The organism is Salinicola halophyticus, assembly GCF_003206695.1.
In the GTDB taxonomy this organism is placed as follows: Bacteria; Pseudomonadota; Gammaproteobacteria; order Pseudomonadales; family Halomonadaceae; genus Salinicola; species Salinicola halophyticus.
This window is the reverse complement of record NZ_PZJN01000007.1, coordinates 148,704-164,376: the sequence shown is the minus strand read 5'-3', so window position 1 is coordinate 164,376 and position 15,673 is coordinate 148,704. Positions and strand designations below refer to the sequence as shown.

The following is a 15,673-nucleotide window of genomic DNA, read 5'->3' as shown; positions in this document are numbered from 1 at the left end:
GTTTGGCTTGGTGGTATCCCGTCGTCGGTGATCGACGACGGGGCTTCATGCAGGCAGGTCGCGTTCCACCACGGCAATCGCATCATGGGCATGCAGGCTTTCGGCATGCACGATCTCGATGCGATAGCCCGTGACGTCGGGCTGTGCATCGCAGCCCTCGGCCAGACGCCGGGCGGCATCCTCGCAGAACATCAGGTTGGCGCCATTGCGCTCTGCAAAGGCCTGCTCATCGATCCGTTTTACCAGTGTCTGAACCGGTGTCTGCAGCAAGCGCTCGAAAGTATCGATACGATCGGCAGCGGCGAACGCCGCCCGGGGACTTAGCGTGAGCGAGAGAGCGGCCCGGCTGCGCTGACTGTGCGGCGTGGGGAAAGCGCCCTGGTGCTCGATCCAGTTGGCGACGGTCCCGGCATCGATGTCGGCATGCGTCTGTTCTTCCACCCAATGGCGCCAGTCCCGGGCCATGGCGTGGCGCGCCAGCGCGGTCGAGCAAGGGCAGGTGGAGGCGTAGTCGAGTGATAGCGTCAGTGTGGTTTCAAGCGCTTCTCGGCTGCCTTTCAATTCCAGCCTGCACGGATAGTGACGCCAACCGCTCTCGCCACTGAGCAGCGCCGGGCGGCGCAGTGGCAGATCGAAGCGCAGCGTTAGTGCCAAGGCCTGACTGATGCCTTGCTGGCTATCCAGCAAGGCGTTACCCAGCGTCGTCAATCCGGCCGGTGTCAGCGGCGACTCGTCGAGCCGGTCCAGCAGCCGATAGAGCCGGGACATGTGAATGCCGCGCTGGCCGGCGGCGAGATCGACACTGACGTCGGCGGTGGCGGGCAGCCGAGTGCCATCCTCCCATTGCAGGCGGGTGGCGATGCCCTGCATGCCGACATGTTGCAGGGCGCGGTAAGGCGATGCCCTAGATGGTTCCGGTTCGCGCCCAGCGGCGACATCCGGTAGCGGCGGTACGGTGAGGGTCATGAGCGCTCATCGATGTCATTAATGTTATTTTATAACATATCTTTTGGCGTCGATGCGCACAACCTTCACTCGCCGCCGAGTTCGCGCATGACCTTGTAGAGCGCCGACTTCGCTTCGAACCCGACGCCCGGGACGTCGGGCAGGGCAACGTAGCCATCTTCCACCTGGATGCCGTCGGCAAAACCGCCGAAGGGCTGGAACACGTCCGGGTAGGATTCGTTACCGCCCAGGTGCAGGCCGGCGGCGATATTGAGCGACATCTGATGGCCGCCGTGGGGTACCACGCGGCGGCTGGACCAGCCCATCTCGGCCATGACATCGAGCGTACGCAGATACTCCACCAGCCCGTAGGAGAGCGCGCAGTCGAACTGCAGGTAGTCGCGATCCGGGCGCATGCCGGCGTAGCGCAGCAGGTTGCGGGCGTCCTGGTGCGAGAAGAGATTCTCGCCGGTCGCCATCGGCAACTCGTAGTGGTTCGCGAGCTCCGCCTGCAGCGCGTAATCAAGCGGGTCGCCGGCCTCTTCGTACCAGAACAGTTTGTAGGGCTTGAGCGCTTCGGCGTAGGCGATGGCCGTCGCCTGATCGAATCGACCGTTGGCATCGACCGCCAAGCGGCTGCCGTCTCCCACCACCTTCAGCACCGCGTCGATCCGGCGCAGGTCCTCGTCCAGCGAGGCGGCGCCGATCTTCATCTTGACCACGCTATAGCCGCGGTCGAGATAGCCCCGCATCTCCTCCTGCAGCTTCGAGTGGTCCTTGCCGGGGTAGTAGTAACCGCCGGCGGCGTAGACCCACACCTTGTCGTCGGCCTGGCCATCGCGGTAGCGCTCCGCCAGCAGCCGATAGAGTGGCTTGCCCTCGATCTTGGCCACGGCGTCCCAGACCGCCATGTCGATCGTGCCGACCGCCACCGAGCGCTCGCCGTGGCCGCCCGGCTTCTCGTTGGTCATCAAGGTCTTCCAGATGGCGAACGGGTCCAGGTTGTCGCGATCGTGATCGATCAGCGTCTCGGGATCGGCCTCCAGCACTCGCGCCAGAAAGCGATCGCGCATCAGCGCACCCTGGCCGTAGCGGCCGTTGGAGTTGAAGCCGTAACCGATGACCGGCTTGCCGTCGCGGATCACGTCGGTGACGACCGCAACGACCGAACAGGTCATCTTGGAGAAATCGATATAGGCATTGGCGATGGGGGAGGCGATCGATGCGGTCTGTTCACGGATGTCCACAATACGCATGGCGGAATACTCGACAGGGGATGGTGAAAGCCACGATAGCCCTGGCCTCGGCTCGCCAACCAATGCTATTAACGAGGTTAGTTATGCCGAAACGGCATTGCTATTGGCATCCGGTCACAGGAATCGAACCATGGAACTGGTCTGGCTCGAAGATTTCATTGCGCTGGCGGAGCACGGCAGCTTCGTGCGTGCCGCGGAGGCGCGCCATATCACCCAGCCGGCCTTTAGCCGACGGATACGGGCGCTGGAGGCGTGGATGGGCGTCACCCTGTTCGTGCGTACGCCACAGGGGACGTCGCTGACCGAGGCGGGGCGGGCGATGCAGGGCGGCGCTCTCGAGTCCGCCACCCGTCTGCATCGGTTGCGTGAAGAGGTTCGGGAGGTGGCGGGCAAGGCCGCCCGAACGCTGCAGTTCGCGGCGACACATTCGCTGTCGTTCACGTTCTTTCCGCGCTGGATCCGTCAGGTCGAGAAGGGGGCGCCGATCGAGGCGCTGCAGCTCCATACCGAGAGCATGGCGGAATGCGAGCAGAGGCTGACGCAGGGGCGGGTGCATTTCCTGCTCAGTCACCGTCACCCGGCGGTGCCCACGCGGCTCGATCCGGGCCGGTTCGAGAGTCGAAGGATCGCCAAGGACACCCTGGTACCGCTGATCGGTGCGGAATTGAGCAGAAAACTCGGCGAGGGCAAGGACGCAGCGGCGGGCCTCGATCCCGAATTCCTGCCGGCGGACGATCCCGCCGTTCCGTATCTGGCCTACACCGATGCGTCGGGATTGGGGCGCATCGTTTCCCACCGGCTGCGCAGCAATGCTGAATTCGCCCCACGAGCGCCGCTGTTCTCGAGCCACCTGGCGGCGGTATTGATGTCGATGGCGCTGGAGAACAAGGGCATGGCCTGGCTGCCGCTCATCCTGGCGGAGTCGGAATGGCGCGAGCACCAGCTGGTCCGGGCGCTCGGGCCGGCCTGGGATATTCCGGTCGAAATCCACATCACTCGCGCCAAGGAGACGCTACCGGCTTTCGCCGAAGCGTTCTGGGAGCGTCTGACGACCTTGCCCTAGACCGTTACGTTGTGTCCAAGCTTCCCTAAGCCGGATGTTCCGAGATCGGCCGCGTTACTCGCTGCCGATACGATCCAGCAACGCCATCTGCGCCGCGGGAATCTCCAGCGCGGCCGCCTCGATGTTCTCCTGCAGATGCCCTGGCGACGAGGTGCCGGGGATCAGCAAAATGTTGGGTGAACGCTTGAGCAGCCACGCCAGCGCCACCTGCATCGGCGTGGCCTCGAGCGTCTTCGCCACGTCGGAGAGCGTGTCCGACTGCAGGGGCGTGAATCCGCCCAGCGGGAAGAACGGCACGTAGGGAATGCCGTCCGCGGCGAGCTGATCGATCAGCAAATCATCGGCCCGATTGGCCAGGTTGTACTGATTCTGCACGCAGACGATGGGCACGATCTTCTGTCCATCGGCGACCTGGGTGGCGGTGACGTTGCTCAGCCCGATGTGCTTGATCAGGCCGCGCTCGCGGAGTTCGGCGAGCGTCGTCAGCGGCGCTTCCAGCGAGCCTTCGGCCGGCCCGTGTACGTCCAGCATGCTGCGCAGGTTGACGACCTCCATCTGCTCCAGGCCCAGATTGCGGAGGTTGTCTTCCACCGCCTGGGTCAGCTCGGCCGGCGAGAGCGCGGGCAGCCAGGCACCGGTTTCATCGCGCCGGGCGCTGACCTTGGTGACGAGGCAGAGCTCGCTCGGATAGGGGTGCAACGCCTGTTTGATGAGCTGATTGGTGATGTGCGGACCGTAGAAATCCGAGGTGTCGATATGATCGATGCCGGCAGCAATCACGTCCTTCAGCACCTGCACGGCGCGCGCCGGATCCTTGGGCGGACCGAATACGCCGGGGCCGGCGAGCTGCATCGCCCCGTAGCCTAGTCGTTTGACCTGGCGATCACCGAGGGTATAAGTACCGGCTTTGTCGATGAGGGACATGCGCTCACTCCTGTGTCGAATAGGGGATGTCGGACGGTTTTATCGTAGACCTCTCGATGCTGTGCGACTATTCCAGCCAATCAATACAGGTCGTACGGAGAAATGCACAATGAGCGCCGATCTCGGTGATCTCCAGGCGGTGCTGGCCGTTGCCAAGGCCAAGGGGTTTCGGGAAGCGGCACGGCTCACCGCCACCAGTCCGTCGCGCTTGAGCGATGCGGTGCGCCGCGCCGAGACCGCCCTCGGCATTCGACTGTTCCATCGCACCACACGGGCGGTGACGCTGACCGAGGCCGGCGCCGCGCTGGTCTCGCGGCTGGCACCGGCGATCGAGGAGGTGGAAAGCGCGCTGGACGCGGTCAACGGGTTTCGGGATCGCCCGGCCGGCACCCTTCGTCTCAACGTGCCGGTCAGCGCGGCGCGGTTGATCCTGCCTTCCCTCCTGCCCGACTTCCTCAAGGCCTACCCGGAGATCCGCGTCGAGATCACCGCCGATAGCGCGGCGACGGATACGCTGGCGGCGGGCTTCGATGCCGGCATCCGTTACGACGAACTACTCGAGCAGGACATGATCGCCGTGGCCATCGGGCCGCGTGAGCAGCGTTTCGCGCTGGTCGCCTCGCCCGACTACCTGTCGCGTTGCGGCACGCCCGCGCATCCCCGCGATCTGCTGCAGCACGCCTGCATTCGTGGCCGCTTCACCAACGGCAATCTGCCGCCGTGGGAGTTCGAGCGCGGGGAGGAGTCGATTCGCATCGAGCCCGCCGGGCCGTTGACGGTCAGCATCGGCGGTGGCGTGGACCTCGGGGTTGAGGCGGCGTTGCAAGGCGTCGGTCTGATCATGATCTTCGAGCAGTGGGTCGAACCGTATCTCGCCAGTGGCGCGCTGGTACCGGTGCTCGAACCCTGGTGGCAACGTTTCACCGGGCCTTACCTCTACTATTCGGATCGCCGGCTGGTGCCCGCGCCGCTGCGGGCCTTCATCGATTTCATTCGTGATCGCGGCTAGCGTTCCCGACGTCGCGATGACGTATCCTGCTCCTCTCCGTTGTCTCCGTGGAGCTTCTCATGCGCATGTCACCGCTGCCGCCGCTCAACGCCCTGATCGCCTTCGAAGCGGCCGTGCGACACATGAGCTTTACCCGGGCCGCCGTCGAACTGAACCTCTCCCAGAGCGCGGTGAGCCGGCAGATCGTTCACCTGGAGCAGTTCCTGGGCCGCAAGCTCTTCATCCGCGAGCAGCGCCAACTGGCGCTGACGCGCGCGGGGGAAACCTATGCGCTGCAGGTGCGTTCGATCCTGGACGACTGCGTCAACGCCACCGCCGAGGTGATGAAAAGCACCGGCGAGAGCGAGCTGACGGTGGCTTGCACCGCCGGCGTGGCGCAGTTCTGGATGGCACCCCGGTTGGGTCGGTTTCGGCGTCAATATCCCAATATCAAGCTGCGTCTGATCGTGCGCGACGGGGTGACGTCGCTGTCGTCCTTCGAGTTCGATATCGGCCTGTATTACTTGAAGCAGGCATCTCTGCCGGGATTCGAGACCACTTATCTGATCCCGGAGAAAGTCTTTCCGGTCTGTGCGCCCGGTTATCTCGACGCCTGCCGGGAGCGTCATGGGGTGGGCCCGGACTCGGGGTTGACGCCGGAGCAGTTGAGCGAGGAGACACTGCTGGTGCTCGAGGATGCCCAGAGCCTGTGGATCTCCTGGCGTGACTGGTTTCGCTACCACCATTTGCCGACGGTGAGCCTGAACAACGCCATCGCCATCAATCACTACCCGCCACTGGTCGAAATGGCGGTACTTGGTGAAGGCATCGTGCTGGGTTGGCAACACGTCATCGACAGTCAGATCGACAGGGGGCGGCTGGTCCGCGCGACTGATCACTGGGCGAGCCACGGGGGCGGTTATTTTCTGATCACGCCGGACGAACGTCGGGAGAACGTCGCCACGCGCTGTTTCAAGCGCTGGCTGCTGGAGATGGCGCCGCAGGGAGATTGATCGCCCGACGCAGGATCAATGCGCTGGCCGCATGCTGGCATGCATTTTTAACGCTTTTCAGGGGCTCGAGGCGCTGGGTAGGCTCAAGTCGTATTTGGATGACTATCACGACAGTACCTCCCAAGCACAATAATGCCTCCCGAGAGCCCAATTCATGATCGAACTTTCCTCCGCACTCCCGTCGCCAGCCGTCCTGTTCCGTAACGCCAATCTGGTCGATGGTTCGTCCCCCGAGCCGCGTGCCGGAGTACACGTTCTCGTCGAGAACGGCCGTATCGTCCAGGTCTCCGACACGCCGATCGAGGCGCCTGATGATGCCCGCGTGATCGATCTCGAAGGGCGCACGCTGATGCCGGGCCTGATCGACTGCCACGTTCACGTCATTGCGACGACGGCCGATCTCGGCGCTAACGCGCTGCTGCCGGATTCATTGGTCGCCGCGCGTGCCAAACCGATCATGGAAGGCATGCTGATGCGTGGCTTCACCACGGTGCGCGACGTCGGCGGTGCCGACCGCGGCATCCAGCAGGCGGTGGCGGAAGGACTCTTCGTCGGCCCGCGGTTGGTGATCTGCGGCAAGGCGCTTTCCCAGACCGGCGGTCACAACGACTACCGCGGCTTCTATGACGAGCGCGACGATCAGTACCAGACTCGGCGTCTGGGCTCGATGGGGCGTATCTGCGATGGCGTCGAATCGGTGCGCCGTGCCGTGCGTCAGGAGATCAAGGCCGGTGCGCAGTTCATCAAGGTGATGGCCAACGGCGGCGTCTCATCGCCGAGCGATCCGATCGAGTTTTTGAGCTTCTCGGTGGACGAGCTCAAAACCATTGTCGAAGAGGCCGCCAACGCCAAGACCTACGTCAGCGCCCATCTTTACACCGACGAAGCGATTCGCCGCGCCGTCGAGGCCGGGGTGCGTTCCCTCGAACACTGCAATCTGATCGAGGCGGACACGGCCAGGCTGGCCGCCGAACGCGGTGCCATGGCCTGCCCCACGCTGGTCACCTACGAACGCCTCAAGATCGAAGGTGCCGACTACGGTCTCAAGCCCGAGTCAGTCGCCAAGATCGACGACGTCCGCCTGGCCGGGCTCGAGAGCCTGATCACCATGCACGAAGCGGGGCTGCCCATGGCCTACGGCACCGATCTGCTCGGCGAGATGCATCCGCACCAGTCGGAAGAGTTCGTGATCCGCTCTCAGGTGCTGCCGCCGCACGAGGTGATTCGCAGTGCCACTTCCACCGCGGCCAAGCTGCTGCGCATGGAAGGCGAGATCGGCTGCATCGCGCCGGGGGCGTGGGCGGACCTGATCGTGGTCGACGGCAATCCGCTGGAAGACATGAGCCTGCTGACCGGCCAGGGCAAGCATCTGTCGCTGATCATGCAGGGCGGCCGCGCGATCAAGGATCGCCTTGGCCACTGATCCAGCCCGATCCGGAATCGACCATACCCCACAAAGATCACAACCCATAACAATCAAAACAGGAGACTGCGATCATGCAGGCATTCTTCGTCATCGCGTATATCGTATTGATGGTCGTCATCGGCCTCTACTTCTCGCGACGCAAGGTCCACGACGACACCGACTTCATCGTCGCCGGGCGATCGCTGTCGACGCTGGTGTTGACCGCGACGCTGCTGGCCACCTTCGTAGGGTCGGGCTCGATCGTCGGCGGGGCCAGCTTCGTGTTCCAGCACGGGCCGGGGGCGGCAATCTTCTTCTTCGCCGGGACGCCGATCGCCGCGCTGGTGGTCTACTTCCTGCTGGCGCAGAAGATGCGCCGCTCGCGGGCCACCACGATTCCCGGATTGATCGAAGAACGTTTCGGTCCCACGGCGCGCTCGATCGCTTCGCTGATCATCCTGCTGGCCTACGTCGGCATCGTGTCGTATCAGTTTACCGGCGCCGGGCAGGCGCTCAACCTGGCATTCGGGCTGCCGGTGTGGCAAGGCGTGCTGATCGCGGCGGCGATCATGATTGGTCTGGCGACCATGGGCGGCCTGGTCTCGGTGGCCTACACCGACTATCTGAGTGCGATCATCATCTTTGGCAGCATGCTGATCGCCGCGCCGCTGGTGCTGACTCGTCTCGGAGGCCTCGGTGAGATGATGGACGCGCTACCGGCAACGCATCGGACACTGCTGGGTGGCCTTTCACCGTGGCAGGCGCTGGGCTACTTCCTGCCGCTGTTCCTGCTGATTCTGGGCGATCAGAATCTGTTCCAGCGCTTTGCCGCCGCGCGTGACCCGGCCACGGCAAAGAAAGCCGCCATGGGCCTGGTCATCGCGTCGATCGCGTGTACCTCGCTGATCGTGCTGCTGGTCTGCGCCACACGCGTGATGTTCCCGGATATCACGCCCTCCACGGCGATGATGACGCTGGCCCGGGAAGGGTTGCCCACGGTGGTCGGCGGGCTGCTGCTGGCGTCGCTGGTGGCGCTGCTGCTGACGACCGGGAACAGCTATCTGCTCTCCGCCTCGGCCAGCCTGACCCAGGATATTCTCGGCGGTCTATTGAAGCTCGATATCCCGGCGGGCAAGGCGCTGCTCGTGAATCGCCTGACCGTCGTCGGGCTGGGTATTCTGGCCTGGGTCCTGGGCGCGTTCTTCCCCAGCGTGCTGGCGATGCAGATGTACTCCTACGGCATGTACGGCGCGGCGATCACGCCGGTGTTCCTGGCGGCGCTGCTATGGCCTCGCGCCACGCCGGCCGGGGCGCTGTCGGCGATGATCGTCGGCGGCGTGGTGACGCTGGTGTGGGAGATCGCGCTGGGCAAGCCGATGGGCTGGAACAGCGTGCTGGTGGCGATGCCGCTGGCGGCGGTGACGCTGATCGGCGTGAGCCTGCTGAGTCGGCCGCGGGTGGCCGTCGAGTCGCCCTCCGTCTGAGGGTAGATGTCGCCGTTCGCATCGGAGACGGGGTAAGGCCGAAATGCCTTACCCCGCTTTCGTTTCTCGGCTTGCCACACGTCGCGTCGAAACGATGAACGCGATCCCGAAGACGATCGAGAACAGCAGCACGATGGTCGGGGCCGGCGCGCTGTCGAGAAAGAACGAGAGATAGACGCCGAGAAAGGCGATGACGGCGGACATTACTGCCGACAGCAGCAGCATGGTGCTGAAGCGTCGGGTCAGCAGGAAGGCGATGGCGCCGGGCGCGATCAGCAGGGCAATGGCCAGAATGATCCCGGCGGCCTTCAAGGCGCCGACGATGGTCAGCGAGATCAGGCAGAGCAGGCCGTAGTGCAGCAGCCGGGTTCGCAAACCGACCGCCCGGGCCTGGGTCGGATCGAAGGCGTGGAGCAGGAAGTCCTTCCACTTGAGACCGATGACGCCGACGGTGATCAAGGCGATCAGCGCCGATTCGCCGATATCTCGCCAGGCCACGCCAAGGATGTCGCCGAACAGGATGTGATCGAGATGGACCGTCGACTGGATCTTGACGTAGAGCACCAGGCCGATGCCGAACATGCCGGAATAGACGATTCCCATCACCGTATCCTGCTTGATCCGGCTGTTTTCCTCGAGAAAGCCGGTGGCCACGGCGCAGAACATGCCGGCGACGAAGGCGCCGATGGCATAGGGAATGCCAATCAGATAGGCGATCACCACGCCCGGGAAGACGGCGTGGGAGATGGCATCGCCCATCAGCGACCAGCCCTTGAGGACCAGAAAGCAGGAGAGCAGGGCCATCGGCACGGTGACCAGCACGGCGATGACCATGGCGTTGACCATGAAGCCGAACTGGAACGGCATCAGCAGCGTATCGAGCAAGCTCATGAATGCGACTCCGTTGTTTCGGCCACTGGCGTCCGTGCCAGCGATGCCGCGGCCCGGCGTCTCGCGGCCAGCATGCCGTGCTTGGGCGCGAACAGGAACGCCATCAGGAAAATCGACGTCTGCAGCACCACGATGATGCCGCCGGTGGCACCGTCGAGAAAATAGCTGACGTAGGCACCGAAGAAGCTGGTCAGCGTGCCGATCGTCACCGCGATGATCAGCAGCCGCGGGAAGCGGTCGCTCAGCAGATAGGCCGTGGCTCCCGGCGTGATGACCATGCAGATCACCAGAAACGCGCCCACCGTCTGCAACGCCGCGACGGTCGAGGCGGCCAGCAGGGTGAAGAACAGGATCTTGAGCGCGGTGGGGTTGAGCCCGATCGAGCGGGCGTGACTCTCGTCGAAGAACGTCACCATCAGATCCTTCCACTTGACCAGCAGGATGACCAGCGAGACCACGCCGATCGTCACCAGCTGCAGCGTATCGGTGGGCGTGATCGCCAGAATGTTGCCGAGCACGATGGTCTGGATATTCACCGAAGTCGGCGACAGCGACACCATGAACAGCCCCAGGCCGAAGAACGAGCTGAAGATCAGACCGATGATGACGTCCTCTTTCAGCTTGCTGCGTTGGTTGAGAAACAGCATTGCTGCCGAGGCGAGCCCGCCGGCAAAGAAAGCGCCGAGCGAAAACGGCAGCCCCAGCATGTAGGCGCCGGCGACGCCGGGCACGATCGAATGCGACAGCGCATCGCCGATCAGCGACCAGCCCTTGAGCATCAGGTAGCAGGAGAGAAACGCGCAGACGCCGCCGACCAGCGCTGACACCCACATCGCGTTGCGCATGTAGCCATAGCCGAAGGGCTCGAATAGATAACCGAAGGGCTCGACTAGATAGCCGAACGGCATGAGGAGGTCCATCAACGGGAGCCTCCCTTTCCGGTACTGCGCTGGCGTCGCGCGGCAATACCGTTCTGCATCACCAGCGGGCGCTCGTCGTCAGTGAACACGCCCACGGCATGGGGCGGCGCGCCGGGCTGTTGGGATTGATCGAGCACGAAGTGGCGCAGCACCCCACCGAAGGCGCGTTCCAGATTAGCCTGGGTGAATATCTCGTCGGTGGGCCCATGGGCGAGCACCGTGCCCTTGATCATTATCGTACGGTCGCAGAATTCCGGCACCGAGCCGAGATTGTGGGTCGAGACCAGCATCACCCGGCCCTCGGCGCGCAGTTCGCGCAGCAGCCGGATGATCTGATCTTCGGTCTGGACGTCGACCCCGGTGAACGGCTCGTCGAGCAGGATCACCCGGCTATCCTGGGCCAGCGCACGGGCCAGGAACACGCGCTTCTTCTGCCCACCGGAGAGTTCGCCGATCTGACGCTGACGGAACTCACTCATGCTGACGCGCTCCAGCGCGGTTTCGACCGCGTCGTGATCGCCCCGCTTGGGAATTCGCAGCATCCCCATGTGGCCGTAGCGCCCCATCATCACCACGTCCTCGACCAGCACCGGAAAGTTCCAGTCGACCTCTTCCGACTGCGGCACGTAGGCGATCAGATTGCGCTTGAGCGCGGTTTTGGCCGGCAGGCCAAGCACCTGGATCTCGCCTCGAGCCAGACGCACGAAGCCCATGATCGCCTTGAACAGCGTCGACTTGCCGGAACCGTTCACGCCCACCAGCGCGGTAATCGTACCGGCGGGGATCTCGAAACTGGTGTCGCGCAGCGCGGTATGACCGTTGCGATAGATGACGGCGGCATCGGTCACGCGGATGCCGGCACCGGCTGGCTCGACGTCGGCCGATGGCGTCTCGGCGCCGGTCGATGCCGCTTTAGCCGCAGTGGCCGACGTATCGGCAGGCGTCGTCATGATGAAGCCCCCTGAGTCAGGCCTTTGACGATCGTCTCCGAAGTGACGCGCAGCAGGTCGATATAGGTCGGTACCGGGCCGTCGGGTTCGCTGAGCGAGTCGACGTAGAGCACGCCGCCGTAATGGATGCCGGTTTCGCGGGCCACCTGCTGCGCCGGTTTGTCGGAGACGGTGCTCTCGCTGAAGATCGCCGGAATGTCGTTGGCGCGAATGACATCGATCACCTGACGAACCTGCTGTGGCGTGCCCTGCTGATCGGCATTGATCGGCCACAGGTAGCGCTCGCGCAGGCCGAAATCCCGCGCCAGATAGGAGAACGCGCCTTCGCTCGTCACCAGCCAGCGATTCTCCTCGGGGATCTGCGCCAGCGATTCGCGGATGGGCGCAACGGCGGCTTCGATCTCTTGCTTGTAGCGTTCGGCGTTGTTGCGGTAAGTCTCGGCGTTGGCGGGGTCGTGCTCGATGAACGCGTCGCGGATGTTGTCGACGTAGATCAATGCGCTCGTCGGCGACATCCAGGCATGCGGGTTGGGCTTGCCGTCATACGGACCCTCGGCGATGCTGATCGGCTCGATGCCTCTCGATACCACCACGCTGGGCACGTCCTTCAGGTTGTGGAAGAAACGTTCGAACCAGCGTTCCAGATCGAGGCCGTTCCACAGGATCAAGTTCGCATCCTGGGCGCGCAAAATGTCGCGCGGGGTCGGCGCGTAGTTATGGATCTCGGCGCCCGGCCGGGTAATCGATTCCACCGTCGCCGCATCCCCGGCCACGTTCTGCGCCATGTCCGCGATCACCGTGAACGTGGTCACGGCCTTGAACTTCTTCTGGCTGACGTCTTGGCCGGTGCCCTCAGCGCTGGCGGGGAGAGCGAGCAAGGTGCCGAGGATCACGCTCGCGACACCCACCATCACCGAACGTTGTAAACCTCGCTTCATGGTCCATCTCCTGGTTCTCGAGCTTTGGATTCTCGAGCTTTTGGCTCTCAGACACCCAGCGATCGTGGTCACCTGCAACGAAGCCGGTGGCAGCTCTGTGTTAACGAGCTGATTCACGGGATCGCAGCGCCGATGCTTCGATGGCAAACGATTAGCGACCCTGTCTAGTTAACCGTGGTTTAACTCTATTCCCTAGGTTTCTATTTGTAGCATCGGTTAAGGTTTGGCGTGAAGCCTTTTCGCCTCACGCAACCACGAAAATCGAGCGGGGCGATGGAGCGCGTCCGTCTATCGTCTAGACTCGTGGCACATGAAATCAGGAGGACTGCGATATGCCCGCAGCGAAGTTTTTGTTTTTGGTGACGATTCTGGTGGCCTCGACCCTGGTGCTGGGCGGATGCTCGCCGATTCCTGATGCGCCAGGTCCGATCGGCATCCCCGGTATCTGACGTCTATCTGGCCGTTATCGATGAGAGAAGTGAAGGGTCGCGCCCGGTCACCGAGCGCGCTGATACGACGCTTCGGGAGTGATGGGAGTGATGGGAGTGGTGGGAGTGGTGGGAGCGATAGAATGATCAGCTGTCGTTGACGAGTCTCTTGGCCAGGTCCCGACAATCCGCGAGATGCCAATCGGCGTCTCTCGTCTCCCGGGCCTGCGGCGCGTTGACCAGCACGGTTCGCGCGCCGGCGGCTCTGCCGCAGGCCATATCCAACTGGCTGTCGCCGACCATAACCAGATCCGATGGCGCCACCTTCCAGCGTTGGATGAAGCGCTCCAGTCCGCCGGGGTGGGGTTTGGGCGGTGCCTCGTCGCGGCCGAGCACGTCATCGGGAGCGAAGCAGTCATCCAGGCCGATGGCATCGAGGGTGATGTGCGCCAGCTCCTTGGCGTTGCGGGTCAGAATGCCGAGCCGACAGCCACGCTCGCCTAGTGCCCGAACCAGTTCGATGGCGCCGGGGGCAGCGGTCGAACGCATGGCGAGTTCACGCTCGTGTTCGAGCAGCCAGGCGTGCTTGGCATCACGTTCGGCCGCGGGCAGCGTTTCCAGATGGTGGAGAATATCGGCGCCGTCGGGGATGTCGAGATGACGGCGAATGGCGGGGAAGTCATGCACGCCGACGGTCAGCGTGCCATCCATGTCGAAGACCCAGTGGGCCAGTGTGTCGAGTGTGATGGGTGGCATGGCGGCTCCGAGATCGAAGGTATTTCTCATCCTATCCAAGTGAGCCACGGATGTCAGAACGGGGAGAGTCGATTGGAACTTCGACCGTTCAGGACGTCTCCCGCTCCCTAAACATCTCCACCACCCGCTGCTGGGCGATGCCGATGTGGTAGTCGATCGCCGCCTCGCAGGCATCCGGATCTCGTGTCCGCAGCGCGTCCATGACGGGTTGGTGGCTCTCCGCGACCTGTGTGGGGTCGTCGTAGAGCTGGCCGATCAGCAGAATGCAGAAACGCATCTCGTGGCAGAGCTCGTCGAATACCCGCACCAGCCGCTGATTGCCGCTGAACTCGCACAGCATGCGGTGAAAGGCGACGTCCTCCTCGATCTGCTGGACGGCGGTGCCGTCTCGGGCGACGCGGCGCATGGTTTCGAGCTGGGCGTCGAGCGACGCTTCCATCTCGGCCGTCAGTTTGCCGGCGAGCAGGCGAACGGCATGACGCTCGAGACACAGGCGCAGATCGTAGACGTCGTCGAGCTCTGCGGCATTGAAGGTGCGCACGAAGAAGCCGCGCCGCGGCTGCGACACCAGCATGCCTCGGCTTTCGAGCAGGCGTGCCGCCTCGCGGACGGGCGCCCGGCTGACGCCGAAGTCCCGCGCCAGCTGCGCCTCGGCCAGATGCATGCCCGGCGCAAACTCTCCCTTCAGTAGAGCTTCGGTCAGCATGTCGGCGATCTGGTTGACCAGGTCGCGCTGCTGGATGGTGGCAAATCCCCGCGTGGTCGTCGTCATGTCATCTCGTTGGGCTGGCGGTTACCGACCGTGGCACTATCGCTGAAAACCGCACTTGGGTCGACTGTCGAGTGTCGACAGTTTGAGGATGGCCTGATAGCTTACCTGCAGCACAGCCCAGTCACGATTGCCCGATGCGCAACCCGGATCGAGCCCACCAGGAGAGCGAGATGGATACGCTGACCGATACCTCCCGAGCTACCACAAAGTCCGACGCGCGCCGCGATCTGGCGGCCGCCTACCGCCTGATCGCCCACTTCGGGCTCGATGACAGCATCTATACGCATATCTCGGCGCGGGCCGAGGCGGGCAAGGAACACTTCCTGATCAATCCTTACGGCTATCGTTTCGAGGAAGTGACCGCGGCCAATCTGGTCACTATCGATCTCGAGGGCAACGTGATTGATGACCCGGAAAGCGCAGGCGTCAACAAGGCCGGCTTCACCATTCACAGTGCGATCCATGAGGCGCGACCGGACGTGCACTGCGTGCTGCATACGCACTCGGTCGCCGGGGTGGCGGTCTCCTGTCTGGAAGAGGGGCTGCTGCCGTTGAATCAGTGGTCGATGGAATTTCACGGGCGTACCGCCTATCACGACTACGAGGGCATCGCGCTGGATCTGGCCGAGCGCGAGCGGCTGGTGGCCGATCTCGGCGACAAGCCGGTCATGGTGTTGCGCAATCACGGCATGCTGGTGTGCGGGCGCACTGTGGGCGAGGCGTTCAAACGGATGCACAACCTCGAGCGCAGCTGTCAGGCGCAGCTCGCGCTGATGGGTAGCGGCATGGAGATTCGCCGTGTGGACCCTGCGCTTGCCGAGCACACCGCCCGGCAATATGAAGAGTGGGATTCGGATCACGGCGTCACTGACCACGATCCGGAGTGGGACGCCTACCTGCGCCTGCTGAAGCGCATTCAGCCGGATTTCGAGGGCTGAGC

Annotated in this window: 15 protein-coding genes; 6 read left to right on the top strand and 9 right to left on the bottom strand. The window is 63.8% G+C overall.

The genetic code is table 11. From position 1 onward, the window contains the following. Positions 1-45: 45 nt before the first annotated feature. The gene (folE2, locus tag DOM58_RS12045) at positions 46-966 is read right to left on the bottom strand and encodes a GTP cyclohydrolase FolE2 (RefSeq protein ID WP_110693057.1); all 921 of its coding nucleotides are present in this window, start codon (positions 964-966) and stop codon (positions 46-48) included. Between the two features lie 65 nt (positions 967-1,031). After that, positions 1,032-2,201: a mandelate racemase/muconate lactonizing enzyme family protein gene (locus tag DOM58_RS12040; RefSeq protein WP_110693056.1), complete on the bottom strand. Its 1,170-nt coding sequence runs from the start codon at positions 2,199-2,201 to the stop codon at positions 1,032-1,034. A 130-nt stretch (positions 2,202-2,331) separates the two neighbouring features. On the opposite strand from DOM58_RS12040, the gene DOM58_RS12035 reads away from it, so the two are divergent. After that, entirely contained in the window at positions 2,332-3,264 is a 933-nt protein-coding gene (locus DOM58_RS12035; RefSeq protein ID WP_110693055.1) for a LysR family transcriptional regulator, read from the top strand. 54 nt (positions 3,265-3,318) lie between these two features. On the opposite strand, the gene DOM58_RS12030 is transcribed toward DOM58_RS12035, so the two are convergent. Beyond that, a complete protein-coding gene (locus DOM58_RS12030; RefSeq protein ID WP_110693054.1) occupies positions 3,319-4,188 on the bottom strand; it encodes an aldo/keto reductase family oxidoreductase in 870 nt (289 codons plus the stop codon). A gap of 109 nt (positions 4,189-4,297) precedes the next feature. On the opposite strand from DOM58_RS12030, the gene DOM58_RS12025 reads away from it, so the two are divergent. The 4 genes from DOM58_RS12025 to DOM58_RS12010 all read left to right on the top strand — a co-directional run bounded on the left by DOM58_RS12025 (position 4,298) and on the right by DOM58_RS12010 (position 9,078). Next, positions 4,298-5,197 (top strand): LysR family transcriptional regulator, encoded by a 900-nt coding sequence (locus tag DOM58_RS12025; protein ID WP_110693053.1) that lies wholly within the window; start codon positions 4,298-4,300, stop codon positions 5,195-5,197. Positions 5,198-5,256: 59 nt separating this feature from the next. Then, complete coding sequence (locus tag DOM58_RS12020) at positions 5,257-6,189, top strand: LysR substrate-binding domain-containing protein (RefSeq protein ID WP_075560594.1); 933 nt, start codon at positions 5,257-5,259, stop codon at positions 6,187-6,189. Positions 6,190-6,343: 154 nt separating this feature from the next. Next, positions 6,344-7,612: a metal-dependent hydrolase family protein gene (locus DOM58_RS12015; protein WP_110693052.1), complete on the top strand. Its 1,269-nt coding sequence runs from the start codon at positions 6,344-6,346 to the stop codon at positions 7,610-7,612. 74 nt (positions 7,613-7,686) lie between these two features. Continuing rightward, positions 7,687-9,078 (top strand): sodium:solute symporter family protein, encoded by a 1,392-nt coding sequence (locus DOM58_RS12010; protein WP_110693051.1) that lies wholly within the window; start codon positions 7,687-7,689, stop codon positions 9,076-9,078. 48 nt (positions 9,079-9,126) lie between these two features. Here the strand turns inward: DOM58_RS12010 and DOM58_RS12005 are convergent, their stop codons facing one another. The 6 genes from DOM58_RS12005 to DOM58_RS11980 form a co-directional block, all read right to left on the bottom strand. Then, a complete protein-coding gene (locus DOM58_RS12005) occupies positions 9,127-9,969 on the bottom strand; it encodes a metal ABC transporter permease (protein WP_110693050.1) in 843 nt (280 codons plus the stop codon). Next, positions 9,966-10,889 carry a metal ABC transporter permease gene (locus tag DOM58_RS12000; protein WP_280951140.1) on the bottom strand — a complete coding sequence of 308 codons (924 nt, stop codon included), beginning with the start codon at positions 10,887-10,889 and terminating at the stop codon, positions 9,966-9,968. Before DOM58_RS12000 ends, DOM58_RS12005 begins: the two co-directional genes overlap by 4 nt. Beyond that, on the bottom strand, positions 10,889-11,839 hold the full coding sequence (locus DOM58_RS11995; protein ID WP_110693049.1) for a manganese/iron ABC transporter ATP-binding protein: 951 nt from the start codon (positions 11,837-11,839) through the stop codon (positions 10,889-10,891). Before DOM58_RS11995 ends, DOM58_RS12000 begins: the two co-directional genes overlap by 1 nt. Then, positions 11,836-12,777, bottom strand: coding sequence for a metal ABC transporter substrate-binding protein (locus DOM58_RS11990; protein ID WP_110693048.1), 942 nt, complete (start codon positions 12,775-12,777; stop codon positions 11,836-11,838). The genes DOM58_RS11995 and DOM58_RS11990 overlap by 4 nt, the downstream gene beginning before the upstream one ends. Positions 12,778-13,352: 575 nt before the next feature. After that, the gene (locus tag DOM58_RS11985; protein ID WP_245392252.1) at positions 13,353-13,961 is read right to left on the bottom strand and encodes an HAD family hydrolase; all 609 of its coding nucleotides are present in this window, start codon (positions 13,959-13,961) and stop codon (positions 13,353-13,355) included. An 88-nt stretch (positions 13,962-14,049) separates the two neighbouring features. After that, a complete protein-coding gene (locus DOM58_RS11980) occupies positions 14,050-14,733 on the bottom strand; it encodes a GntR family transcriptional regulator (protein ID WP_110693047.1) in 684 nt (227 codons plus the stop codon). A 170-nt stretch (positions 14,734-14,903) separates the two neighbouring features. On the opposite strand from DOM58_RS11980, the gene DOM58_RS11975 reads away from it, so the two are divergent. Next, entirely contained in the window at positions 14,904-15,671 is a 768-nt protein-coding gene (locus tag DOM58_RS11975) for a class II aldolase/adducin family protein (protein ID WP_110693179.1), read from the top strand. The last annotated feature ends 2 nt before the right edge of the window (positions 15,672-15,673 follow it).

Excerpts from the sequence above, each read along its gene's own strand:
- DOM58_RS12040 (WP_110693056.1), bottom strand. The coding sequence starts at position 2,201 with ATGCGTATTGTGGACATCCGTGAACAGACCGCATCGATCGCCTCCCCC.
- DOM58_RS12005 (WP_110693050.1), bottom strand. The coding sequence starts at position 9,969 with ATGAGCTTGCTCGATACGCTGCTGATGCCGTTCCAGTTCGGCTTCATG.
- DOM58_RS11985 (WP_245392252.1), bottom strand. The coding sequence starts at position 13,961 with ATGCCACCCATCACACTCGACACACTGGCCCACTGGGTCTTCGACATG.
- DOM58_RS12025 (WP_110693053.1), top strand. The coding sequence starts at position 4,298 with ATGAGCGCCGATCTCGGTGATCTCCAGGCGGTGCTGGCCGTTGCCAAG.
- DOM58_RS12020 (WP_075560594.1), top strand. The coding sequence starts at position 5,257 with ATGCGCATGTCACCGCTGCCGCCGCTCAACGCCCTGATCGCCTTCGAA.
- DOM58_RS11980 (WP_110693047.1), bottom strand. The coding sequence starts at position 14,733 with ATGACGACGACCACGCGGGGATTTGCCACCATCCAGCAGCGCGACCTG.
- DOM58_RS12000 (WP_280951140.1), bottom strand. The coding sequence starts at position 10,889 with ATGGACCTCCTCATGCCGTTCGGCTATCTAGTCGAGCCCTTCGGTTAT.
- DOM58_RS12015 (WP_110693052.1), top strand. The coding sequence starts at position 6,344 with ATGATCGAACTTTCCTCCGCACTCCCGTCGCCAGCCGTCCTGTTCCGT.
- DOM58_RS11990 (WP_110693048.1), bottom strand. The coding sequence starts at position 12,777 with ATGAAGCGAGGTTTACAACGTTCGGTGATGGTGGGTGTCGCGAGCGTG.
- DOM58_RS12030 (WP_110693054.1), bottom strand. The coding sequence starts at position 4,188 with ATGTCCCTCATCGACAAAGCCGGTACTTATACCCTCGGTGATCGCCAG.
- DOM58_RS12035 (WP_110693055.1), top strand. The coding sequence starts at position 2,332 with ATGGAACTGGTCTGGCTCGAAGATTTCATTGCGCTGGCGGAGCACGGC.
- DOM58_RS11975 (WP_110693179.1), top strand. The coding sequence starts at position 14,904 with ATGGATACGCTGACCGATACCTCCCGAGCTACCACAAAGTCCGACGCG.
- DOM58_RS11995 (WP_110693049.1), bottom strand. The coding sequence starts at position 11,839 with ATGACGACGCCTGCCGATACGTCGGCCACTGCGGCTAAAGCGGCATCG.
- DOM58_RS12010 (WP_110693051.1), top strand. The coding sequence starts at position 7,687 with ATGCAGGCATTCTTCGTCATCGCGTATATCGTATTGATGGTCGTCATC.
- folE2 (WP_110693057.1), bottom strand. The coding sequence starts at position 966 with ATGACCCTCACCGTACCGCCGCTACCGGATGTCGCCGCTGGGCGCGAA.